Source organism: Mesorhizobium sp. B2-1-8, assembly GCF_006442545.2.
In the GTDB taxonomy this organism is placed as follows: domain Bacteria; phylum Pseudomonadota; class Alphaproteobacteria; order Rhizobiales; family Rhizobiaceae; genus Mesorhizobium.
Map to the genome: position 1 here is coordinate 2,262,190 of NZ_CP083952.1, position 21,469 is coordinate 2,283,658.

Annotated in this window: 22 protein-coding genes; 11 read left to right on the forward strand and 11 right to left on the reverse strand. The window is 64.4% G+C overall.

What is annotated here, in order from left to right; genetic code table 11:
- Positions 1-158: 158 nt before the first annotated feature.
- The 4 genes from FJ970_RS10995 to clpS all read left to right on the forward strand — a co-directional run bounded on the left by FJ970_RS10995 (position 159) and on the right by clpS (position 1,701).
- Positions 159-458, forward strand: coding sequence for a hypothetical protein (locus tag FJ970_RS10995; RefSeq protein WP_140758500.1), 300 nt, complete (start codon positions 159-161; stop codon positions 456-458).
- A 37-nt stretch (positions 459-495) separates the two neighbouring features.
- Complete coding sequence (locus FJ970_RS11000; protein WP_140758499.1) at positions 496-789, forward strand: hypothetical protein; 294 nt, start codon at positions 496-498, stop codon at positions 787-789.
- Between the two features lie 162 nt (positions 790-951).
- The gene (locus FJ970_RS11005) at positions 952-1,266 is read left to right on the forward strand and encodes a hypothetical protein (RefSeq protein WP_140758498.1); all 315 of its coding nucleotides are present in this window, start codon (positions 952-954) and stop codon (positions 1,264-1,266) included.
- Between the two features lie 129 nt (positions 1,267-1,395).
- On the forward strand, positions 1,396-1,701 hold the full coding sequence (clpS, locus tag FJ970_RS11010; RefSeq protein ID WP_140734332.1) for an ATP-dependent Clp protease adapter ClpS: 306 nt from the start codon (positions 1,396-1,398) through the stop codon (positions 1,699-1,701).
- A gap of 11 nt (positions 1,702-1,712) precedes the next feature.
- On the opposite strand, the gene FJ970_RS11015 is transcribed toward clpS, so the two are convergent.
- The 4 genes from FJ970_RS11015 to FJ970_RS11030 are packed head-to-tail and all read right to left on the reverse strand — an operon-like array spanning position 1,713 to position 8,655.
- Positions 1,713-3,785, reverse strand: a complete 2,073-nt coding sequence (locus tag FJ970_RS11015; protein ID WP_140758497.1) for a hypothetical protein — start codon at positions 3,783-3,785, stop codon at positions 1,713-1,715.
- Positions 3,786-3,845: 60 nt separating this feature from the next.
- Positions 3,846-6,668 carry a DUF4159 domain-containing protein gene (locus FJ970_RS11020; protein ID WP_140758496.1) on the reverse strand — a complete coding sequence of 941 codons (2,823 nt, stop codon included), beginning with the start codon at positions 6,666-6,668 and terminating at the stop codon, positions 3,846-3,848.
- The gene (locus FJ970_RS11025; protein WP_140758495.1) at positions 6,665-7,651 is read right to left on the reverse strand and encodes a DUF58 domain-containing protein; all 987 of its coding nucleotides are present in this window, start codon (positions 7,649-7,651) and stop codon (positions 6,665-6,667) included. Before FJ970_RS11025 ends, FJ970_RS11020 begins: the two co-directional genes overlap by 4 nt.
- Entirely contained in the window at positions 7,651-8,655 is a 1,005-nt protein-coding gene (locus FJ970_RS11030) for an AAA family ATPase (RefSeq protein WP_140758494.1), read from the reverse strand. The genes FJ970_RS11025 and FJ970_RS11030 overlap by 1 nt, the downstream gene beginning before the upstream one ends.
- A 157-nt stretch (positions 8,656-8,812) precedes the next feature.
- Between FJ970_RS11030 and FJ970_RS11035 the strand changes: the two genes are divergently transcribed.
- The 3 genes from FJ970_RS11035 to FJ970_RS11045 are packed head-to-tail and all read left to right on the forward strand — an operon-like array spanning position 8,813 to position 11,333.
- Positions 8,813-9,442 (forward strand): DUF1285 domain-containing protein, encoded by a 630-nt coding sequence (locus FJ970_RS11035; RefSeq protein WP_140758585.1) that lies wholly within the window; start codon positions 8,813-8,815, stop codon positions 9,440-9,442.
- The gene (locus FJ970_RS11040; RefSeq protein WP_140758493.1) at positions 9,442-10,074 is read left to right on the forward strand and encodes a CoA pyrophosphatase; all 633 of its coding nucleotides are present in this window, start codon (positions 9,442-9,444) and stop codon (positions 10,072-10,074) included. Before FJ970_RS11035 ends, FJ970_RS11040 begins: the two co-directional genes overlap by 1 nt.
- Positions 10,071-11,333: a CCA tRNA nucleotidyltransferase gene (locus tag FJ970_RS11045; protein WP_140758492.1), complete on the forward strand. Its 1,263-nt coding sequence runs from the start codon at positions 10,071-10,073 to the stop codon at positions 11,331-11,333. Before FJ970_RS11040 ends, FJ970_RS11045 begins: the two co-directional genes overlap by 4 nt.
- Positions 11,334-11,381: 48 nt before the next feature.
- On the opposite strand, the gene FJ970_RS11050 is transcribed toward FJ970_RS11045, so the two are convergent.
- The 5 genes from FJ970_RS11050 to hemF all read right to left on the reverse strand — a co-directional run bounded on the left by FJ970_RS11050 (position 11,382) and on the right by hemF (position 15,153).
- Positions 11,382-12,368 (reverse strand): S8 family serine peptidase, encoded by a 987-nt coding sequence (locus FJ970_RS11050; protein ID WP_140758491.1) that lies wholly within the window; start codon positions 12,366-12,368, stop codon positions 11,382-11,384.
- 86 nt (positions 12,369-12,454) lie between these two features.
- Positions 12,455-13,033, reverse strand: a complete 579-nt coding sequence (locus tag FJ970_RS11055; protein ID WP_140758490.1) for a hypothetical protein — start codon at positions 13,031-13,033, stop codon at positions 12,455-12,457.
- A gap of 245 nt (positions 13,034-13,278) precedes the next feature.
- A complete protein-coding gene (locus tag FJ970_RS11060; protein ID WP_027143380.1) occupies positions 13,279-13,464 on the reverse strand; it encodes a DUF1059 domain-containing protein in 186 nt (61 codons plus the stop codon).
- Positions 13,465-13,677: 213 nt separating this feature from the next.
- Complete coding sequence (locus tag FJ970_RS11065) at positions 13,678-13,938, reverse strand: DUF1344 domain-containing protein (RefSeq protein ID WP_140758489.1); 261 nt, start codon at positions 13,936-13,938, stop codon at positions 13,678-13,680.
- Between the two features lie 303 nt (positions 13,939-14,241).
- A complete protein-coding gene (gene hemF / locus FJ970_RS11070) occupies positions 14,242-15,153 on the reverse strand; it encodes an oxygen-dependent coproporphyrinogen oxidase (RefSeq protein ID WP_140758488.1) in 912 nt (303 codons plus the stop codon).
- A gap of 163 nt (positions 15,154-15,316) precedes the next feature.
- Between hemF and FJ970_RS11075 the strand changes: the two genes are divergently transcribed.
- The gene (locus FJ970_RS11075) at positions 15,317-15,574 is read left to right on the forward strand and encodes a hypothetical protein (RefSeq protein ID WP_023770299.1); all 258 of its coding nucleotides are present in this window, start codon (positions 15,317-15,319) and stop codon (positions 15,572-15,574) included.
- A gap of 248 nt (positions 15,575-15,822) precedes the next feature.
- Here the strand turns inward: FJ970_RS11075 and soxR are convergent, their stop codons facing one another.
- Positions 15,823-16,266 carry a redox-sensitive transcriptional activator SoxR gene (soxR, locus tag FJ970_RS11080; protein WP_140758487.1) on the reverse strand — a complete coding sequence of 148 codons (444 nt, stop codon included), beginning with the start codon at positions 16,264-16,266 and terminating at the stop codon, positions 15,823-15,825.
- Positions 16,267-16,395: 129 nt separating this feature from the next.
- Positions 16,396-16,854, reverse strand: coding sequence for a tRNA (cytidine(34)-2'-O)-methyltransferase (locus FJ970_RS11085; RefSeq protein ID WP_140758486.1), 459 nt, complete (start codon positions 16,852-16,854; stop codon positions 16,396-16,398).
- Positions 16,855-17,262: 408 nt separating this feature from the next.
- Here FJ970_RS11085 and FJ970_RS11090 point away from each other — a divergent pair, with 408 nt between their 5' ends.
- The 3 genes from FJ970_RS11090 to FJ970_RS11100 are packed head-to-tail and all read left to right on the forward strand — an operon-like array spanning position 17,263 to position 21,465.
- Entirely contained in the window at positions 17,263-17,655 is a 393-nt protein-coding gene (locus tag FJ970_RS11090; RefSeq protein WP_140758485.1) for a hypothetical protein, read from the forward strand.
- Between the two features lie 29 nt (positions 17,656-17,684).
- Entirely contained in the window at positions 17,685-19,571 is a 1,887-nt protein-coding gene (locus FJ970_RS11095) for an ABC transporter ATP-binding protein (RefSeq protein ID WP_140758484.1), read from the forward strand.
- Positions 19,572-19,581: 10 nt separating this feature from the next.
- Positions 19,582-21,465 (forward strand): ABC transporter ATP-binding protein, encoded by a 1,884-nt coding sequence (locus FJ970_RS11100; RefSeq protein ID WP_140758483.1) that lies wholly within the window; start codon positions 19,582-19,584, stop codon positions 21,463-21,465.
- Positions 21,466-21,469 lie beyond the last annotated feature (4 nt).

Sequence of the window (21,469 nt, forward strand, 5' to 3'; positions counted from 1 at the left end):
AAAGCGACGCCCAGCCTGGCCCCGGCCTGGCCAGACACAATCCAGAAACAAAATTCTACAATCGGGAAAAACTCCTGAAAAGGTAGGCCGGCATAACGGTGCCGTGGCGGTCAGGTCATCGGCTGCGACGCTAGTCTCCGGGGTTCACGGATAAACCAATGCCAAGATTGTCGGTCAGTTTGTTGGGAGTTTTGCTGGGCCTTGGCCTGCTCACTGCCGCTGTCGAACAGTCGGATGCAAAGGCGCCGCTCACCCGGAGCGAACGGTGCGCCAATCTCAGCCACCAATTTGATGAAGCCCTCGAAACCCACGCCACGGCAACGCAGGTCACCGCGGCAAAGGCACTTCAGAGAAAGGGCAACCGGTACTGCGCCGCCAAGAAACAGGCGCAGGGCATCCGGATGCTCGCCAATGCTTTGAAGCTGCTTGGAGTGACACCGAACGACCCGGTCCAGTGACACTCAAAAACGACCCGCATAAAAAGGAAATGAAGCCATGAACAAGTCCATCCTGTCCGCCCTTGGTCTCGCCGTCGCTCTCGCCTTCTCGATGCCGGTTCTCGGCAACGCAGCCACCACCACGACCGCTGCCCCGGCTGCCGCCACCACGACCACCGCTCCGGCTGCTGCCGCCACGACCACCGCTCCGGCCAAGGCTGCTCCGAAGAAGGTCGCCAAGAAGACCGCCTGCAAGGTGACCAAGAAGCACAAGTGCCCGGTCAAGAAGGCCCCCGCGAAGATGGCTCCCGCGAAAATGGCCCCCGCGAAGGCCGCTCCGAAGAAGCCCTGATCAGCTTCGAGGTCAGTTCTGGCAAGGCCGCTCCAGCCGCAAACCGGCTGGGGCGGCCTTCTGCCAAGGGCATGGTCGATGAGCTGAACACCGGCGGCTTCCAGCCATGCATCTCGATCGTGCTTAACCCGTTTGCAATGCCGGTCCTGTAGGACAATCCGCATGAAGAGGCGGCCGTCGTCCATTTTTCGCTCCATGGTGATCGGCGGCCTCGTTGCCACCGGCGTCGCAAGGGTGTTGATTCTGCTCACCGCCAGCCCCGTGCCGGATCCTGCAAGCGGGCGCACCGAGCCCTCGTTGTTCGCGCCGGCGATTTCCAGCAACTGGGATTACATCACGCCCGTGCAGGCGTGGCTTTTGATCGTGCTCGCGGGCGTGACGCTGATCTGCGTTGCCGGATGGCCGATCGCGGCATGGCTGGAACGCCGGGCGGATGCCGACGCAAGTCGCCGCATCCTCGGCCGTCAGGGCCGTTGAACCGCTACCGACCATCCCCCACATGATCGTGAAGGACCGGGCGCGGCCGCCGACGGTCCGCAAGTGGACGATCGCTGCCGCCCGTGGCAAAATGCGGACTTAAGCTCGATCGCAAAACAGTCAGTTCGAATGCCTGAAATCACCACAAAGCCGCGCGTCAAGGTCAAGCCGCAGACCGAGCGGCCTAAGCTCTACAAGGTCATCCTCGTCAACGACGATTTCACGCCGCGCGAATTCGTGGTGACGGTGCTGAAGGGCGAGTTCAAGCTCAGCGAGGACCAGGCGCACCGGGTCATGATCACCGCGCACCGGCACGGCGTCTGCGTGGTCGCGGTCTTCACCAGGGATGTCGCCGAGACCAAGGCGACACGGGCCACCGACGCCGGCAAGGCCAAGGGCTATCCGCTGCTGTTCACGACGGAACCGGAAGAGTAGGGCAGGGCGCTCTACCGTCCCTCGCGGTACCACATCGAGCCCATTGCCAGAAGCAGCAGGCCGAGGCCGAGGAAGCCGCCGAACAGCGGTACGCGCGACACGGCCTTCAGGACGCTGTCGTCGGTGGTGCGCAGGCCGATCCAGTCGCTGCCCGACGCTTCGCCGGCCGAGCGCACCGGCACGATGGAAGGCAGCGTCACGTCGCTGCCCGTGGACGAGGCCAGCCGGCGCACGCTGCCGCCGGTGGCTTCCGCCGGCGCCTTCAGACGCTCCTGCGTGGACACGACGTCAGCGAATTCCGGCGCGTTGACCGGTCCGACATGGGCGAGCGCGGTGAGATCGCCATTGGCGACCTGGAAGAGGCCGATCTCGCTGGTCTGGACGCTGCCGAGGAAGACGCCGGGTTCGGATTTGTCGAGCTTGACGGAGAGCGTCTTGCCGGACGGGGTGATGATCTGCGCCGGGCCGGGATCGTCGGCCATCGTCTGGCGGCGGATCTCCAGCACCATGCCGCGTCCCTCGGCGGTCAGCCGCTCTTCCTCGAGCTCGGGTTCCTTCATCAGCCAGTGGGCGATGCGCCGGTAGAGCTGGACATGCGGGCCGCCGCCCTCGAAGCCGCGCGCCCACAGCCAGCCCTGATCGGACAAAAGCATGCCGACGCGGCCTTCGCCCTTGCGGTCGAGCAGGAGCAGCGGCCGGTTGTCGGCGCCCTTCATCACCACTTCGCCTTGCGGATTCTGCACGCCGATGGTGCGGAACCAGCGGCTCCAGTGCGGCGGCTCGGTGGCCGAACCGTCGAGGCCGCGCGTCACCGGGTGGCGCTGGCCGAGTTCGGTCAGGCGCGGGTAGAACGCCTTGTCGACCACTTCGCCGGTCGGCATGGCCGGCAGGGCAGACATCAGCGGCGTGCGCGCGATCGAAGCCTCGCCGGCATATTCGGGACCGGCGGCGATCAGCAGCGCGCCGCCCTTTTCGACATATTCGGAGATGTAGTCGTAATAGAGGATCGGCAGCACGTCGCGGTGCTGGTAGCGGTCGAAGATGATGAGGTCGAAATCCTTGATCTTCTCGACGAACAGCTCGCGGGTCGGGAAGGCGATCAGGGACAATTCATTGATCGGCGTGCCGTCCTGCTTCTCCGGCGGCCGCAGGATGGTGAAATGGACGAGATCGACCGAGGCGTCGGATTTCAACAGATTGCGCCAGGTGCGCTCGCCCGCATGCGGTTCGCCCGAAACGAGCAGCACGCGCAGGTTCTCGCGGATGCCGTCGACCAGCGCGATGGCGCGGTTGTTGGTATCGGTCAGTTCGCCCGGTTCGCGGTCGATGGCGAGTTCGATGATGTTGCGGCCGGCGCCCGGAATGGTCACCTGCAGAGGCATGGCCTGGCCGACGGTGGCATGCTCGACCGCGACCTGTTCGCCATTGACCGAAACGCGCACGTCGACTGGGCCGGTCTCGTTTTCGGTCGAGATGACGCGATAGGTCATGTCGAGCGGCTTGCCGACGAGGCCAAAGCGCGGCGCGTTCTCGAAGCGAATGCGGCGATCTTTTTCGTGGTCGTTGCCTGTGATCAGGGCATGCAGCGGGGCGTTGAAGTCGGGCGCACCCGAGGGCGCGTCATGCACCTCGCCATCGGTGATCATGATGGCGCCGCCGATGCGCGAGGGCGGCACGTCGCGGAAGGCGCCTTCCAGCGCGCCGAACAACCTCGTTTCGGTGCGCTCCTCGGCGGCGTCGGACTTGCCAGCCTCGACGACGCGGACGTCGAACTGCTTGAAGCGGCCAAGACGCTGCTGCAACCCCGCCACGGCCTCGTCGGTCTGCCTGGTGCGGTCGCCAATGTCCTGGCTCTGGCTGCGGTCGACGACCAGCGCGACGACGCTCTTCAGCGGCTCGCGCTCCTCATTGAGGAACACCGGATTGAAGAGGGCGGCGGCGAGCGCCAGCAGGGCGACGAAGCGCAGGACCGCGCCGCGCTGGCGAAACCACAGGCCGACGAGCGCCAGTAGCGCCAACGGCACCAGCACCAGGGCCAAAAACGGCCAGGAGATCAGCGGTTCGAAGGAGATCGACCAGTTCATGCCTTATCCTCCCTCGTCAGGGGAGGGTCGATCGGCGTCGGTGCAAGAAAGAGCATCATCCTACTGCCCCAACCTTTCGAGCAGGATGGGAACATGCACCTGGTCGGATTTGTAGTTGCCGGTCAGCATGTACATCATGATGTTGACGCCGGCGCGCAGCGCATAGACCCGCTGCATCGGGTCGGCCGGCACGGTCGGCAGCAGCGGATCGCCATTCTCGTCGACCGCCCAGGCGCCGGCGAAATCATTGGCGGTGATCATGATCGGCGACACGCCGTCGCCGGTGCGCACCGGCCGGTTGTCGGCATTGCTGGCATCGAGCGACGCCTCGACCCAGAGCGGGCTGCCGGCGAAACGGCCAGGAAACTCGGGCAGGATGAAGAAGGACTTGGTCAGCACATGGTCCGACGGCACCGGCTCCAGCGGCGGCACGTTGAGGTTGCCGAGGATGTCGCGCAGCCGCTCGGTCGCCGGGCTGGTGGAATCGGCGCCGATGCCGTTGGCGAACTGGTCGCGCGTGTCGAACAGCACGGTGCCGCCCTGCTGCATATAGGCGTCGATGCGGGCGATCGCGGCCTGGCTCGGCATCGGTGCCGCCGGGTCGATCGGCCAGTAGATCAGGGGATAGAAGGACAGTTCGTCCTTCGAAATGTCGACGCCGGCCGGCGCGCCCGGTTCAAGCGCCGTCTTTTCGATCAGGAAGCGGGTCAGGCCCTCGAGCCCGGCGCGGCTGATCGAATCGACGCCCGGCACGCCGGTCAGCACATAGGCGATGCGGGTTTTTGAGATCGCCTCGATAGCGACCTGGTCACCCGGCTTGGCATCGTCGGCGCGCGCGACATCGGCATGGCCGAACAGGGCGCCAAGCGCGATCAGCACGGCGGCGGTGGTTGCAGCGGCGCCAGCCCGGCGCGGCCGGCGCGAAAACAGCCCGCCCATCCACATCACCGCCAGCGTGTCGAGCAGCATCAGCAACAGAGCCGCCGCGACCAGCGAACCCTTCAGGTTGTGCGATTCATCGAAGGCATATTGGACCGTGGTGACCGGCACCGTCACTTGCGGGCGCGCCAGCGGTTCGAACGTGCTTGCAGCGTCGAGCAGATTGTGGGCGAAGACGCCGGTTTCCGAGCCGTAGAGCCCGGGCGGGTTCTCGAAGGTCACTGGCAGCGCGCCTGCACCCGGCACCAGCGGCCGAGCATCCGGTGTCGGCGGCACCAGCGAGCCGTCGGCCGCGATCATGCGATAGGGGGCCAGCGACGTGGCGGCGGCTTCGGCGTTCGCGATCGCCGCGCCCTGGTTGCGCGATAGCTGCACGATGCGGCGCAGCATCTCGACGAAACTACCCGAGATCGGCAGGTTCGACCATGTCGCCTCGGGCGTGACGTGGAACAGCACCAGCGTGCCCTTGCCCTTCTTCAGCCCGGTGACCAGCGGCGTGCCGTCGGCAAGGGCTGCCCAGGTGCGCTCGACGATGTCGGGTGTCGGCTCGGCCAGCACCTGCCTGGTCACCGTGACCTCGGTCGGCGGCGCCAGGTCGGCGAACGGGCCGGCCTTGGGAAATTCGGTGACCGGTTGCGGCGATGTCCATGACAGCGCGCCGCCGAGCGAACGTTCGCCGGTGCGCAGCCGGACCGGCAGCAAATCGTCGTCATTGCCGGCGGCGGCGAGCCGCGAGCCGGCGAAACGCACCAGCGTGCCGCCATTGTCGACCCAGTCGACCAGCCTTTGCCGGACCTGCGCGGGAATGGTGCCGATATCGGCCATGACGATCATCGCCGGCTTCTGGTCGAGGATCTGCGGGATGGCGTCGGCGAGATCGGCGCTGGAGGGTTCGACCAGATCGGCGAAGGGCTGCAGCGCGCGCCTGATGTAGTAGAGCGGCGACAGAAGCGGCTGTGCCTGGTCGGCCTCGGCCTGCGACAACAGCCCGACGCGGCGGCGCTTGGAGCTTTCGTCGAGTACGCGCACGGCACCCGCATGGCGTTCGCCATCGAGCGCGATCGAGGCGAAGTCGTTGCGCAATTCGAACGGCACCGCCATGGTGCCGGTGGCCGTGGCTTCGCCCGGGGCGAAGGTCAGCGTCGCATCGGCGATGCGGCGGCCCTTGTCGTCGAAGGCGCCGGCGGTGACCTGCGCCGGGGCGGAATCGCCGGGCGCGCGAACGGCGGTCAGACCAAAGCCGTCGATCTGGTTTTCGGCTGATGTCAGGCCGGTCAGGGAAAGCCGGTCGGCCACCGCCCAGACGACGCGGGCGGCATTTTTCGACAACAGCGTGTTGAAGGCGGCCTCGTCGCCCTTGGCCGCCAGGCCATCGGCCAGCACGGCGACGCTGGCGCCGGGCAAGCTCTCCAGCACGCCGGCGACGCGGGCATAGACGGCGGGCCGGTCGGTCGGGATCGGCCGCGGCTTGGCGGCGCGCAGCCGGTCGAGTGCGGCGGCGGCATCGAAGGGACCGATCTCCGCATTGGGCTTTTCCGCGGTGAAGGCGATGATAACAGGCACGCCGCTCGAGCCGGCGTCGTTGATCAGCCGCTCGGCGGTGGCGACGCGCTTGTTCCAGTCGGCGGCACTGGCCCAGTCATTGTCGATGACCAGGGCAAGTGCGGCGCCCTCGGCCGGCAGCTTTTCGCGCGGGTTGAAGACCGGTTCGGCCAATGCCGCGACGACGAGGGCCGCCATCAGCAGTCTGAGCAGCGTCAGCCACCACGGGCTGCGCTGCGGGGTTTCCTCACGCCTCAGCACACGGGCCAGGATCTTCAGCGGCGGGAACACCTCGGTCTGCGGCTTGGGCGGGGTGAGCCTCAGCAGCCACCAGATCACCGGCAGCGCCAGCAGGCCCCACAGCACCATGGGGGCGCCGAAGGAGAGCGGCAGCCAGCTCATGCGCCGACCACCCTTTCGGCAAGGCCGCCACCGGCGGCCTTGGCGGCGTGACCGGAGGTCAGCCCGGCATGACCGGCGGTCAGCCCGGCATAAGAGCCATCGGCGGTCATCGCCATGTGCACGCGTACCAGCGCGTCGGAAGCCAGCCGGTCGGTGTGGTTGACGGTAAAGCTCCAGCCGAGCCGCTTGCACCAACCGGCCAGTTCCTGGCGGCGCGCGGTGTAGAGCAGGCGATATTCGTCGGCCAGCATCTCGGCGCGGCCGGCGGTCAGCTTGTCGCCGGTCTCGGGATCTGTGAATTCGGTGCGGCCGGCATAGGGGAAGGTTTCCTCGGCCGGGTCGGCGACCTCGATCAGATGCGCGCGCACGCCGTGTCGGGCGAGCACGTCGAGCCAGGCCATGGTCTCTTCGACGGGATCGAGGAAATCGCTGGCGATGACGATGTCGCAGAAGCGCCTGATATCGGAGAGATCGGGTTTAGCCGGCAGATCGCCGGCATGCATGAGCTGGGCGGCGATGCGCTCGGCGCCGTTGCGGGCGGTGAACGGATCGGTCAGATCAGGCCAAGCGATGCGCTCGCCGCTGCGCGACAGGAGCTCGGCCATCGCCAGCGTCAGCACCAGCGCGCGCGATTGCTTGGAAACACCGGCACCCGTCGATTTGTAGAGCATGGACGGCGAGGGGTCGGCCCACAGCCAGACCGTATGGGCGGCTTCCCATTCACGGTCGCGCACATAGGTGTGGTCGTCGCGGGCCGAGCGGCGCCAGTCGATACGCGAGGAATCGCCTTCGACATAGGGCCGGAACTGCCAGAAATTTTCGCCGATGCCACGCTTGCGGCGGCCATGCCAGCCGGCGATCACCGTGTTGACGATACGGCGCGCCTCGACCAGCAGGTCGGGCACAAGCGAAGCCCGCAACCGGCCGCGGGCGAGCGCGTCACGCGTCGCTGCCGGACCCTGGACTTCGCCGATACGCGCCATCAAATAGCTTTCACAAGCTTCGCCACCACGTCTCGCACGCTGGTGCCTTCGGCGCGGGCGGCGAAGGTCAGCGCCATGCGATGCTGCAGCACCGGCTCGGCCAGCGCCCTGACATCGTCGACCGAGGGCGCCAGCCGTCCGTCGTAAAGCGCGCGTGCCCTGGTGCACAGCATCAGCGCCTGGCTGGCGCGCGGGCCTGGACCCCAGGCGACATGCTTGTCGGTGTCGGCATTGCCTTGGCCCGGACGCGCCGAACGCACCAGGGTAAGGATCGCCTCGACGACGCTTTCCGGCACCGGCATGCGGCGGATCAGCGTCTGGATCTCCTTCAGCCGCGCCGGCTGCAGCACGTTGGTTGCCTTCGCGTCCTCGACGCCGGTGGTTTCCAGAAGGATGCGGCGCTCGGCCTCGATTTCGGGGTAGAGGATGTCGACCTGCATCAGGAAGCGGTCGAGCTGGGCTTCGGGCAGCGGGTAGGTGCCTTCCTGCTCAAGCGGGTTCTGCGTCGCCAGCACATGGAAGGGCGAGGGCAGATCGTAGCGCGCGCCGGCAATGGTGACATGGTATTCCTGCATCGCCTGCAGCAGCGCCGACTGCGTGCGCGGCGAGGCGCGGTTGATCTCGTCGGCCATCAGCAACTGGGCAAAGATCGGGCCGGAGATGAAACGGAAGGAGCGCTTGCCGGTCTCGTCCTGCTCCATGACCTCGGAGCCGAGGATGTCGGACGGCATCAGGTCGGGCGTGAACTGGATGCGGCGTGAATCGAGCCCGAGCACGACGCCCAGCGTCTCGACCAGCTTGGTCTTGGCGAGGCCCGGCACGCCGACCAACAGCGCGTGGCCGCCGGCCAGCAGCGCCACCAGCGCGCGCTCGACGACGTTCTCCTGGCCGAAGATCACCCGGCCAACCCCGTCGCGGATCCTGGAGATGTCGGCAAGCGCCTTCTCGGCCTCGGCGATCATGTCCGTTTCGCTGATCGGGCTTTCCTTGACCATCACGCTCATGCCGCATCGACCCTTTTGGTTGGAAATGCCATGGTTTGGAAATGCTGGCCCGCACCATACCATAGGCGCCGCGATTCGGCCTCGCGGAGCGCCTATGGTTGAACTTAAATCACAGACTTAGGCTGACAAGCAGAACAACAGTGACTATTTCGTGACGATGACGGAACACCACGAACATCGCCGGCAAAGCCTTACGCAGGCCACCGAGGCTCGAGGCCTCGAGGCGCTGATCTCGCGCGCGGCCCGTGCCGGCAAGGGCGCGGCGCCGGTCGAGCGCTGGAATCCCGACTTTTGCGGCGATCTCGACATGGAGATCAGGGCCGACGGCACCTGGTTCTACCTCGGCACGCCGATCGGCCGCATGCCGCTGGTGCAACTTTTCTCGTCCGTGCTGCGCAAGGACGCTGACGGCAGAACCTATCTGGTGACGCCGGTGGAAAAGGTCGGCATCCGCGTTGCCGATGCGCCGTTCATCGCCGTCGAAATGGATGTTTCGGGCGAAGGCGAGGATCAGGTCATCACCTTCCGCACCAATGTCGGCGACGTGGTCGAGGTCGGACCGGAACGGCCGCTACGCTTCGTCGACGAGAACGAGACCGGCGGTTTGAAACCCTATCTGCTGGTGCGCGGCAGGCTGGAGGCGCTGGTGGCGCGGCCGGTCATGTACGAACTGGTCGGGCACGGCGAGGAGATCGAGATCGACGGCAGGACGATGTTTTCGGTGCGTTCGAAGAATGCCGTGTTTCCGATCATGCCGGCGGATCAGTTGAAGCGATTGAGCGCGTGATGGACCAGATATCGCCGGCGCCGTTCTCATCGGCGGATTTTCGCGCGCGTTTCGCCGCGCAGCCGGACGCGCATGCCGGCGACGACTATGGCGATCACCGCTTCAATCCCGGCCATCCGCGCCTCAATCCGGGCAAGCCGCTGCGCAATGCGGCGGTGCTGATACCGGTGGTCGACCATGACGGCGAGGCGACGGTTCTGCTGACCAAACGTGCCGAAAAGCTGCGCAACCATTCCGGCCAAGTGGCTTTCCCGGGCGGCACGATCGATGCGACCGATGCGAGCCCGGAGGCGGCGGCGCTGCGCGAGACCTTCGAGGAAATCGGCCTTAGCCCCGACCGCATCGAGATCATCGGCCGCATGCCCGATTACGTCGCTGGCAGCGGCTACCGCATCGCGCCGGTGCTGGGCATCGTGCGGCCACATTTCCAGCTGACCCTGAACGTCGACGAGGTCGATGCCGCCTTCGAAGTGCCGCTGCGCTTCCTGATGGACTCCGCCAATCACAAGCGCGACAGCCGCATGTGGAACGATCTCGAATGGTTCTTCTACGACATGCCCTATGGCGACCGGCGCATCTGGGGCGTCACCGCCGGTATCATCCGTACGCTCTATGAAAGGCTCTATGCGTGAGTGTTTCGATCGCGGGGAGGGCTGCCTGGCTCTCCGACAAGCATTTGCAGCGACTGCTTGCCGTGCTCACCGAAGGCGGTGAAGAGGCGCGTATCGCCGGCGGCGCGGTGCGCAATGTGCTGATGGGCCAGCCTGTCACCGACATCGACATCGCCACGTCTTGCCTGCCGCAGGAAACCATTCGCCGCGTCGTGGCCGAAGGCTTCAAGGCGGTGCCGACCGGCATCGAGCACGGCACGATCACGGTGGTCGCCGGCGGCAAACCCTACGAAATCACCACCTTGCGCGCCGATGTCGAGACCGATGGCCGCCGTGCCAGGGTGTCGTTCGGGCGCGACTGGAAGCTCGACGCCGAGCGGCGCGATTTCACAATCAACGCGCTCTACGCGGAGGCCGACGGACGGGTTGTCGACCTTGTCGGCGGCATCGCCGACATCAAGGCGCGCCGGCTGCGCTTCATCGGTGACCCGGAGGCGCGCATCCGTGAGGATTATCTGCGCATCCTGCGCTTCTTCCGTTTCTTTGCCTGGTATGGCGACGGCCGGCCGGATGCCGAGGGACTGAAGGCCTGCGCCCGGCTGAAGGAGGGTCTCGGCCAACTCTCGGCGGAACGCATCTGGTCCGAGCTGAAGAAGCTTTTGTCGGCGACCGATCCCTCGCGGGCGCTGCTCTGGATGCGGCAGGCCGGTGTCCTGACCGCCGCGCTGCCGGAAAGCGAGAAATGGGGCATTGATGCGATCCACGGGCTGACCAAGGCCGAGAAAGACCTGGGCTGGGCGGTGGATCCGATGCTGCGGCTGGAGGCGATCGTGCCGCCGGATGCAGCGCGCATGAAGACGCTGGCCGAGAGGCTCAGGTTCTCGACCACCGAAGCCGACCGCTTGCTCCACTGGGCGCTCACCACCGCAGTGGAGCCGAAGACGACCGAGGGCGAACTGGCGAAAAAACTCTATCGCGGCCACCGGCAAGGGTTTGTCGACCGCCTGCGGCTTTCGCTTGCCGCGGCGCGGGTGCGCGCTGTCGAGGATAACGATGCATTGCTTCAAGCGGGCGGCTTTTCGCGCCTGCTTGCCTTTGCGCTCAAATGGGAAAAACCGGTGTTTCCGCTGAAAGGGGCCGATCTGACGGCGCTCGGTGCAACGCCGGGGCCGAAGCTGGGCGAAATCCTCAAGAATCTGGAAGCGGAATGGGTCGATGCGGGTTTTGCGCCCGATCGCGACACGCTGATGAAGCGCGCCGCGGAGGCACTTGAAACGTAGGCCAGAACCGCGGGGTGGATGCCGGTGTTACCCTGCGATTCCGTGCCGCTACTTGATCGACAGCGGAGCTAGGGCACGCGAAAGGCTTGCCTCGCCCTTGCCATAGACGGAGGCGCTATAGTTGGCCAGCGTGTCGGTACGGGCCGTATTCAGCAACTGGTTGGTGATCTGGGTCGGCGTTGCCTTGGTGAACTTGCTGCCCACGATCGCGGCATAGCCGGCAACGATCGGCGCGGCGAAAGAGGTGCCGTAAAGGCCGGTCTTGTCCCCGGTGACACCCACGACCAGGAAATGGCTCTGCACAGCCTGGTTGGAGCCGGCGATGTTGGAGTACCAGGCCATGCTGGCCTTGTTCGACGTCGTGCCGTTGCTGTTGAGCGCGCCGACGAAAATCGCGGATGCCTTTCCGACCAAAGCGAGGTCAAGATAGTCCTGCTGGCCGCTGGTGACGCCGCCCACGGCAACCGCGTCGTTGCCCGCGGCCTTCGAAACCACGGCCGTTCCCTTGGTGGCATAGGAGATGATGGAGGCCTCCTCGGCGCTCCATCCGATCTGGCTGGGGCTGTAACCCGCTTTGGCGTACATGCCATAGCTCAGATTGAGCACGTTCAGGCCCGGCGACAGCGCGACCAATGAGCTGGTGGAAAAGTCTTTCGACCTTATCGTTGCCAGGGGCGCAACCATGCTGGCTTCTTCGCGGGTCCATTCGCCGTGGCGCTGGGTCTGGGTGCCGATGCCGAAATTGCCGCTGAACTTCGATGTGCTGGAGAAGTCGTCGACGATCGTGATGGTGACGCCTTGGCCCTTGTAGCCGGCACGCCATGCGGCTCCGACATCCGGGCTCATCCAGCCTTGCAAGGTCTGCGATGTCGCCGCCGGCAAGGTTGCGCTCAGGCATATGGACGCGTTCGCCCGACCGCCCATGCAGAGCGCGGATAGCGGATCCGGACCGCCAGCTTCTTGAGCCGCCGCCATGGAAGCCGGCAGAAGGGCGAGGGCCGTGGCGATACCGAACTTCCAACGCGCATTTGACATGATCTTACCCCGGTTCAACAGAAGCTAGGACGGACGACCGCAGATCTCCGGCGGCCACGCCACATCTCGTGCCCGGCCCCTCGCGATCAGAAAGTAACACGGTAATTCAGCCAGAGATGCTGGCTCTCCGGTTTAGCGTTAACCAGATATTTCAAGGTTTCCTCGGGCGCCATCTCGCCAGCGGCGAGCCGGCAATTGACGCTGTAGGTGCCCAGATCGCCATAATCGGCCTGGCAGGGCTTTTCGGTGAGCCTGCCGCCGAAGGTCGTGGTGAACGACAGGGACAGTATGCTGTTCGCACTCGGATGCAGCTGTGTGAGGAAACCCAGCTTGAGGCTCGGCCCGATCCGATACTTCTCGGCCTGTTCCCCGGTGCCAAACCCCCAAAGGATACCGGTGTCCTGGGTGATCTGCGTCATCAGGTCCACATGCATGTCGACCCAGTTTGTCTGGTACCACTGGTTGAACGATACCCGGCTTCCGGTCTGTAACTCATACCCGCCGTCACCCAGGCCTCTCGCCTTGTCGCTGAGCGGCGAGCCCTGATGGATGTCGATGAGCGATGTCGTCAATTCCTGGGCAACCGCCGGTGGCGTGCCGAGGAACACCCACGGCAGGAGCGCCGTTGCGCACAAACTCGCACGATTGCCGGACTTTTCGCGCATCCGCGAAACACCTCGCCCCACCGATTCCGGACCAGTGCCTGACGGCGACGGGCTTCTCTGGCAGCCCCCTGTAGTCTGGATATCAGTCCGACGATCGCACGGGTTCAGTTACCGCACGGTTTATTTTAGCTGGAGCAAATCTAATTTTTGAGGCGCAGGCCACGCGTCGAAATAAATCGGCTCGACGCACTCTACCCGAGCGCCGCCGCGGTTCTTTGCCAAGACCGACACCCCCCCGCCGCGCCCTACGCCGCGTCGCGGGCCTTCTCAATTCGGGAGCGGATTGCCTCGATCATCGTCTCGCGGATGATCGTCTCGCCATGCGTCTCGCGCATATGCTCGACGGCACGGCGCATGACCTCCGCCTCCTCGTCGGCACGGGTGTGCCAGTCGCAGCCGGGAACCAGCGATCCGCAGTGGAACTGCTTCATGGGATTTCTCCTCTTCCTCCATGGAGCCGGATCGACTGCCCTGCAGGGACAGGCCGGAGCTCCGCATCTTCTTGGCCCGCTGTGCGGCCTTGGGGCCGGACCATGGGCAGGGTGAAGACCATAACACAGATGGGGTGGTATTGGTTGCGGTCAACGGTGAAAAGGCGGAGCAGCGCTGCTCCGCCCTCTTACGCTAATCCAGCGGGCAGGCCATCACTTCACGATCTTGACTACCTCGGCAACCTTGTTCTTGCCGCTCATGTCCCACGAAATTCTGACCTTCTCGCCGACCTTCAGGCCAGGATCCTTGAAAGTCCCGGGAAGCGTAAAAGACGATCCATTGTCGAGAACCAGGCTCTTGGACGCCGTATCGAAGGTCTTGACCGTTCCGGTGGTGTGCCTGACGGCGGCGAACGCCACCGAACCGGAAGCAAGAAGGGCGGCCGCGGCAGCGGAAACGATGATCTTTCTCATGCTGATGCACTCCTGGAAGAGCGGGCATCCTTTGTGACGAGGATGGTCCCGCGTCGTCTTTGGGTCGTCCGGTCGCGTCGAGTCGCGGCTAACCTTGTTCCGACGCAATTCCGAAGGGAAAGCGGTTGCATTTCCTGGAATTGCCCTCAGGCAAACCACCGGCGCTTCCCGACCCAAATGCGACAAATAACCCAGTTTTTTCAAATGGATATTAGACGAAAAAGATATTCCTGGCGTCACATTCCGCGCCCAGATTCGACAAATGGGACATCAATGCGGCTTCACATCGCGCTCACCATCTTGTTACGGCCAGCGCACCTCCGGCGGCAGGCTGGACAGGATCGAGGCGACATTGCCGCCGGTCTTCAGCCCGAAGATGGTGCCACGATCGTGAAGAAGGTTGAATTCGACATAGCGGCCGCGGCGGATGAGCTGTTCGTCGCGGTCGCCATCGGTCCAGTTCTCGTTGAAGTTGGCGCGCACCAGGTGGCCGTAGACGACGAGGAACGAACGCCCGACATCCTGGACGAAGTTGAAATCGGCGTTCCAGCCGCCCTTCTCGTCGCCCGAATGCAGGTAGTCGAAGAAGATGCCGCCGGTACCGCGCGGCTCGTTGCGATGCGGCAGGAAGAAGTACTCGTCGCACCAGGCCTTGAATTTCGGATAATCGGCGACGCCGGCGTTCTTCTCGCAAGCGAACTGCATGGCACGGTGGAAGGCTATCGTATCGGGATCGTCCTGCGTGCGGCGGCGGTCGAGCACCGGCGTCAGGTCGGCGCCGCCGCCGAACCATTGCCTTGAAGTGACGACCATGCGCGTGTTCATGTGCACGGCCGGAACGTTGGGATTCCACGGGTGCGCGATCAGCGAAATGCCCGATGCCCAGAAGCGCGGGTCTTCCTCGGCGCCAGGCATCTGCTTCCTGAATTCGGGCGAGAACTCGCCATGAACGGTCGATGTGTGGACGCCGACCTTCTCGAAGACGCGGCCATGCATCATCGACATGGTGCCGCCGCCCTTGCCGTGGTCACGTTCCCAGGGCGTCTGTTCGAAGCGGCCGGGCGACCAGGAGGCCAGCGGCCCGCCGAGGTCCTGCTCGATCTGCTCGAAAGCGCCACAGATGCGCTCGCGCAGCGCCTCGAACCAAAGCCGGGCCTTCATCTTCTTCTCTTCGATGTCGGCGGGTAGCCCCGCCGGTATTTCAGGTCGTTCCAAGTGCCGTCTCCGGTTTGCGGGGCGGTGAGTCGACAAAAGACTCGTCTTTTCCGGGCGCGATCCCTAATCTCTTGAGGGACAGGGTCAAGTCACTTTGGTTTTGCGCATGATCCTTTCCGAAACTCGATTTCGGGGTCATGCGCCAGGTGCAAGGAGTTGTTTCGTGCGCACCCCGGCAAGACCGCCGCTGGATGGCCTGAAGAAAAGGCTCGACCAAAGCCGGGCCGAACGCGCGCGCATGCCGCGCGACGGTTTCCTGCGCGAGACCTTCGTCCTGCCGCGCTCGGATGCCCGCCTCAAGGCCAAGGAATGGTTCGAGCGCTTCCCCAAGCAGGCCTACTGGACCGAGATCGAAAGCTGGTTCGAGCGCCCGGGCGATCTGATCGAGTTCACGATCAGGCGGCTGCCGGCGGCGGATTGAGGAATATTACAACAAAAATAGATCGCGCAATTTTGGAGAATCTAGAATTAGGTTCTCGCCAAGTAGGTTGCTGAATTTTTCCAGGCCCATTTTTCGCGCCTCGTCAAAACTCACGGACGTATAGAGGGTTGGCATGCCGCCAGAATCGATCCGGTAGATCGTGATGAGCTGTGTCTCTTCTTCAGCCTGGATTAGGTGTCCTAACACAGACATTCCTCCCTTATCGCGCGATAATCGCATTGTTCTATTCAGGGTGCAATTAACCGCCGCGCGCCCGTTCCCTCCCTCGCCAGCCGATCCCCCTTGTTGCGAAGCGGGCATTTGTCGATCGACATGCAGCCGCAGCCGATGCAGTCGGTCAGGCCGTCGCGCAGCTTCTTTAGCTGGCTGATCTTCTGGTCGAGGTCATCGCGCCAAGCCGTTGAAAGCAGATTCCAATCCTCGCGGGTCGGCGTGCGGCCTTCAGGTAATGATTCAAGCGTGGCACCGATTTCCGCGAGCGAGATGCCGACCTCCTGGGCAATCCGGATTATGGCCACCCGGCGCAGCACGTCGCGGCCGTAGCGGCGCTGGTTGCCGGAGGTGCGGTGGCTGCGGATCAGCCCGCGGGCTTCATAGAAGTGCAGCGCCGACACCGCCACGCCGCTGCGCGCGGCCACCTGGCCGACCGTCAATTCCAACGCTGGTGCCATCTCGTAATTTTCCGCTTGACCTCAAGTTAAGTTGAGCTTGTAGCCAAGAAAGCCTGGATGTGCAAACGAAGGAGAAGGCGGATGTGCGCCTGGGCAAAAATCACCGCGGACTGCGCTGCCGGCGATCCGCTAGCCGAGCTGCCGGATGGCTTCGCCCGCCACCATGGCCACGGAAAGGGCGACGTTGAGGCTGCGCGCAGTGGGCCGCATCGGGATGGTCAGCCGAACATCCGCCGCCTGATGGACTGGATCCGGCACGCCCGCGGATTCGCGCCCGAACAGGAGGATGTCGCGGTCGGTGAAGCTGAAGTCGGTGTAGGGGGTCGCAGCCTTGGTCGACAGCAGCACCAGCCGATCCGCGCGGACCTTGCGCCACTCCTCGAAGGCATGCCAGTCGACATGCCGGGTCAAGGCCGCCATTTCGAGGTAGTCCATGCCGGCGCGCTTGAGCGCTTTGTCGGAGAGCGGAAAGCCGGCCGGCTCGATGATGTCGACGCCAAGCCCGAGACACGCGGCGAAGCGCAGGATTGTCCCGGTATTGCCGGCAATGTCAGGCTGGTAGAGCGCGATGCGGAGACCACGGTTCACTTTCGCGTCCTTCTAATAAGTGGCAGATCGGCCACAGCTGCTTCGCGGTTTTGGAAATTCCTGACCTGCGGGTGGCCATTTTCTGCGAAGTCGAGTATACGACCAACATTGTCAACCCGAACCGATGGAGGGGTAATTCATGATGGCCATGCACATCCAGCGCCCCACTCGTGGGCTTACTTGCGCCCTGGCGGTTTCGGTACGACGTTTCTCCTGATCTTTTAGACACTTCCGCACCGATTTCCGCCGAAGCCATACCCTGGTCTTCGAAGGAATCCTGCGATGTTTTTCAAGCTGCCGAAGGGGCCTATGGCCCCGTCCCAACGCGTCCCGACTGATCCGCCGCCGATCCCGCGGCACGATGTCGATCATCCTTTTTATCTCTATTTCAACACGGAGGACGGACCGATGTTCGATCCATACAGAATACCGGGCTCGAGGAGCCTGCATATCCACCGGCTGCCGACCTGGGCGCTGCTGATCGGCGACACCTATTCGTCGGCGGTTCATGCCGAAGTGCGCCGGCGTCCGCATCGCGGCATGCTGCCGGATGTCGATTTCTCGCACGCGGTTCCCGACCCGAGCCGGCCGTCGCTGGTGCGCCGGATTATCCGGCTGATCCGGCCGGGCGCGAAAAACCGCACTGGCACCGTGTCGTCAGGATCGACAAAGGTGCCTGTCGGCGAAAAGCCGGCGAGCCCCTATATTGCGCGAAGCAGGGCCGACGCATCGGATGATTCCGGCGCGTCGGCCCTCGACGCCATGCGGTCCGAGGACTTTGTACGTCGCCAAGCCGCGTAAGCGGAAAACAGATTTTACAGGCATGACCTATGTTGTTGTTTAGCTGGTTTGAAAGAAGGCTCGACCCGTTCCCGTCCGCGGAACCGGTCGAGCCGCCCAAGACGTTGGTTGCCTTCTGCCTGCATTATACGCGCGGCGCATGGCCCTATATCCTTGTCGATGCGGTGCTGGTGGCGGCCATCGCCATCGCGGAAGTGTGGATGTTCGGCTTCCTCGGCCGCATCGTCGACTGGCTGTCGGGGCAGAACCGCGAGACGTTCCTGCAGACGGAGGGCTGGAAGCTCGCCGGCATGGCCTTCATCGTGTTGTTTGCGCTGCCCGGCACGGTTTGGCTGCATTCGCTGCTCAACCAGCAGACGCTGATGGGCAACTATCCCATGCGCATCCGTTGGCAGGTGCACCGTTACCTGCTCAAGCAGTCGATGAGTTTCTACCAGGACGAGTTCGCCGGCCGCATCGCCACCAAGCTGATGCAGACAGCACTTGCCGTGCGCGAATGCGTCATCAAGGTGATCGACGTCCTGAACTACGTCATCGTCTATTTCCTCGGCATGCTGTTGATCGTCGGTTCGGCCGACTGGCGGCTGGCCGCGCCGCTCGGCGTCTGGCTGGTCGGCTACATCCTGTTGCTGCGCTTTTTCATCCCGCGCCTGGGCAAGGTCGGCGAGGAGCAGGCCAATGCGCGCTCGACCATGACCGGCCGCGTCGTCGATAGCTACACCAACATCCAGACGGTCAAGCTGTTTTCCCATTCGCGCCGCGAGGCCGCCTTCGCCAGGGAAGGCATGATGGGCTTTCTCGACACGGTCTACCGGTCGATGCGGCTGGTGACGGTGCTGTTCGGCTCGCTCTACATACTGAACGCGCTGCTGCTGTTCTCGGTCACCGCGATCTCGCTGTGGCTGTGGATGGGGCAAGCGGTGACGATCGGCGCGGTCGCCGTGGTTATTGGCCTGGTGCTCCGGATGTGGGGCATGTCGCAGTGGATCATGTGGGAAATGTCGGGCCTGTTCGAGAATATCGGCACGGTGCAGGACGGCATTGCCTCCATCTCGCTGCCGCGCCTCGTCGAGGACAGGCCGGATGCCATGGAGATCAGCGTTTCCAAAGGCGATATCCGCTTCGAGGACATCCGCTTCCATTACGGCAAGCAGAAGGGCGTCATCGAAAACCTGTCGCTGGTGGTGAAGCCGGGCGAGAAGGTCGGCATCGTCGGACGCTCGGGTGCCGGCAAGTCGACGCTGGTCAATCTGCTCCTGCGCTTCTACGACCTGGAATCCGGCCGCATCCTGATCGACGGCCAGGAGATCGCCGGCGTGAAGCAGGACTCGCTGCGCGCCCAGATCGGCATGGTCACACAGGATACCTCGCTGCTGCATCGTTCTGTGCGCGAGAACATCCTCTACGGCCGCCCCGATGCCAGCGACGACATGCTTGTCGAGGCGGCGCGGCGGGCCGAGGCGCTGGATTTCATATCGGCGCTTTCGGACCACAGCGGTCGAAAGGGCCTCGATGCCTATGTCGGCGACCGTGGCGTCAAACTGTCCGGCGGCCAGCGGCAACGCATCGCCATTGCTCGCGTTATGTTGAAGGACGCGCCTATCCTTATCCTTGACGAGGCGACGTCGGCGCTCGATTCCGAGGCGGAAGCCGCCATCCAGGAGAATCTCTACAAGCTCATGCAGGGCAAGACCGTCATCGCCATCGCGCACCGGCTGTCGACCATCGCGGCGATGGACAGGCTCGTGGTGATGGACCAGGGCCGCGTCATCGAGGAGGGTTCGCACGAGGAACTGGTCGCCAGAGGCGGGCTCTACGCGCAGCTCTGGCAGCGCCAGTCGGGTGGGTTCCTGCTCGAGGACGGCCCGGTCGACGCCGCCAACGACGCAGTTGTAAAGGGACAAGCCGCAGAATGATGGCCGCCGCATGATGACAGCCGTCTACCGCTGGTTCGAGAACTGGGTCTATCCGTTCAGGGAGCCGGCGAATCTTCGGCCACCGGCCAGCGTCGCCGGCTTCCTCTGGCACTATGTCGGCCAGGCGAAGTTCGCCTTCTTCGCCATGCTGGTCATCGGCGGCATCGCGCCGCTGGTCGAGGCCGGCCTGTTCTATTTTGTCGGGCGGCTGGTCGATATTCTCGATCAATTGCCCGGCGAGCGGAGCTGGCACGCGCTGTGGACCGCCGCCGGCCCCGAACTTGTGTTCATGGTCGCGGTGGTGCTGGTCATCCGAACCGTGGTCGTCGGGTTGTCGGCGCTGGTCGACGAACAGACGATCACGCCCGGCTTCTACAATCTGGTGCGCTGGCAGGCGCACCGGCACGTCTCGCGCCAGTCCTACGCCTTCTTCCAGAACGATTTCGCCGGCAGAATCGCGACGAAAGTCTGGCAGGCGGGGCAGGCGACCGGCGACCTGATGGAAAGCTTCATCGAGGTCGTCTGGTTCATGATCGTCTATACGGTGACGACGCTGGCCCTGGTCGCAGGGCTGGACCTCAGGCTGGCGGCATTGGTGGTGATCTGGATCACCGCCTTCGGCTTTCTGGCCAGGCGCTACCTGCCGGCGATCCGCAAGCACGCCGAAGCGACAGCCGAGGCGGGCTCGATGATCAATGGCCGCATCGTCGATTCCTATTCCAACGTGCAAACACTGAAACTGTTCGCGGCCGACGGCGACGACCGCTACATCAGGAACGGCTTCGACATCTATCTCGACGCGCTGCGGCCTTTCACCCGCCGGTTGACCGGCGTGCGCATGGCGCTGACGACGCTCTCGGGCGTTATGATTACGGCGATCGGCTGCTTTGCCGTCTATCTCTGGGTCGAGGGTTCGATCACCGTCGGCGCCGTCGCCTTTACGCTGTCGCTGGTGCTGCGGCTCAACATGCTGCTCGGCCGGGTGATGATGCAGATGAACGGCATCTTGCGAAACCTCGGCGTGCTGGAGAACTCCAAGGCGCTGATCTCGCAGCCGCTCGGCCTGACCGATGAACCGGGCGTGAAGGAGCTGGTCGTGACGGGCGGACGCATCGACGTGAAGAATGTCGAGTTCCATTACGGCAAGGGGTTCGGCGTGCTGAACGGTATCCACCTTGTCGTCAAGCCGGGCGAGAAGGTCGGGCTGGTCGGGCCATCGGGCGCCGGCAAGACGACGCTGGCCAATTTGATCCTGCGCCTTTACGATCTCGAAAGTGGCCAGATCACCATCGACGGCCAGGACGTCTCTGGTGTGACGCAGAATTCGCTGCGCGCCAATATCGGCGTCGTCAGCCAGGACACCGCCCTGTTCCACCGCTCGCTACGCGACAACATCAAGCTCGGCATGCCCGATGCGACCGACGCGCAGGTGATCGCGGCTGCGAAGAAGGCCGAGGCCCACGAATTCATCCTCACCTTGCGCGACAACAGGGATCGCCATGGCTACGAAGCCTTCGTCGGCGAGCGCGGCGTGAAACTGTCGGGCGGCCAGCGCCAACGCGTGGCCATCGCCCGCGTCTTCCTCAAGGATGCGCCGATCCTGATCCTCGACGAGGCGACGTCGGCACTCGATTCCGACATCGAGGCGGCGATCCAGGAGAATCTGACGCGGCTGATGGAGAACAAGACCGTGATCGCCATCGCGCACCGGCTGTCGACGATCGCGGCCCTCGACCGGCTGGTAGTGCTGGACGGCGGCCGCATCGTCGAGCAAGGCACGCATGACGAACTTGTGGCGCTCGACGGGCTCTATGCCCGGCTGTGGAAGCGCCAATCCGGCGGCTTCCTCTATCACGAGGAAAGCGTGCTGGAAGAGACGCGGCCGGCGGAGTAGGCGC

Coding starts and splice junctions, on each gene's coding strand:
- FJ970_RS11000 (WP_140758499.1), top strand. CDS start 496: ATGAACAAGTCCATCCTGTCCGCCCTTGGTCTCGCCGTCGCTCTCGCC.
- FJ970_RS11030 (WP_140758494.1), bottom strand. CDS start 8,655: ATGAGCGTGATGGTCAAGGAAAGCCCGATCAGCGAAACGGACATGATC.
- FJ970_RS11095 (WP_140758484.1), top strand. CDS start 17,685: ATGTTGTTGTTTAGCTGGTTTGAAAGAAGGCTCGACCCGTTCCCGTCC.
- soxR (WP_140758487.1), bottom strand. CDS start 16,266: ATGGCACCAGCGTTGGAATTGACGGTCGGCCAGGTGGCCGCGCGCAGC.
- FJ970_RS11060 (WP_027143380.1), bottom strand. CDS start 13,464: ATGAAGCAGTTCCACTGCGGATCGCTGGTTCCCGGCTGCGACTGGCAC.
- FJ970_RS11005 (WP_140758498.1), top strand. CDS start 952: ATGAAGAGGCGGCCGTCGTCCATTTTTCGCTCCATGGTGATCGGCGGC.
- FJ970_RS11100 (WP_140758483.1), top strand. CDS start 19,582: ATGATGACAGCCGTCTACCGCTGGTTCGAGAACTGGGTCTATCCGTTC.
- FJ970_RS11015 (WP_140758497.1), bottom strand. CDS start 3,785: ATGAACTGGTCGATCTCCTTCGAACCGCTGATCTCCTGGCCGTTTTTG.
- FJ970_RS11040 (WP_140758493.1), top strand. CDS start 9,442: ATGGACCAGATATCGCCGGCGCCGTTCTCATCGGCGGATTTTCGCGCG.
- clpS (WP_140734332.1), top strand. CDS start 1,396: ATGCCTGAAATCACCACAAAGCCGCGCGTCAAGGTCAAGCCGCAGACC.
- FJ970_RS11035 (WP_140758585.1), top strand. CDS start 8,813: ATGACGGAACACCACGAACATCGCCGGCAAAGCCTTACGCAGGCCACC.
- FJ970_RS11065 (WP_140758489.1), bottom strand. CDS start 13,938: ATGAGAAAGATCATCGTTTCCGCTGCCGCGGCCGCCCTTCTTGCTTCC.
- FJ970_RS11025 (WP_140758495.1), bottom strand. CDS start 7,651: ATGGCGCGTATCGGCGAAGTCCAGGGTCCGGCAGCGACGCGTGACGCG.
- FJ970_RS11090 (WP_140758485.1), top strand. CDS start 17,263: ATGTTCGATCCATACAGAATACCGGGCTCGAGGAGCCTGCATATCCAC.
- FJ970_RS10995 (WP_140758500.1), top strand. CDS start 159: ATGCCAAGATTGTCGGTCAGTTTGTTGGGAGTTTTGCTGGGCCTTGGC.
- FJ970_RS11050 (WP_140758491.1), bottom strand. CDS start 12,368: ATGTCAAATGCGCGTTGGAAGTTCGGTATCGCCACGGCCCTCGCCCTT.
- FJ970_RS11020 (WP_140758496.1), bottom strand. CDS start 6,668: ATGAGCTGGCTGCCGCTCTCCTTCGGCGCCCCCATGGTGCTGTGGGGC.
- FJ970_RS11055 (WP_140758490.1), bottom strand. CDS start 13,033: ATGCGCGAAAAGTCCGGCAATCGTGCGAGTTTGTGCGCAACGGCGCTC.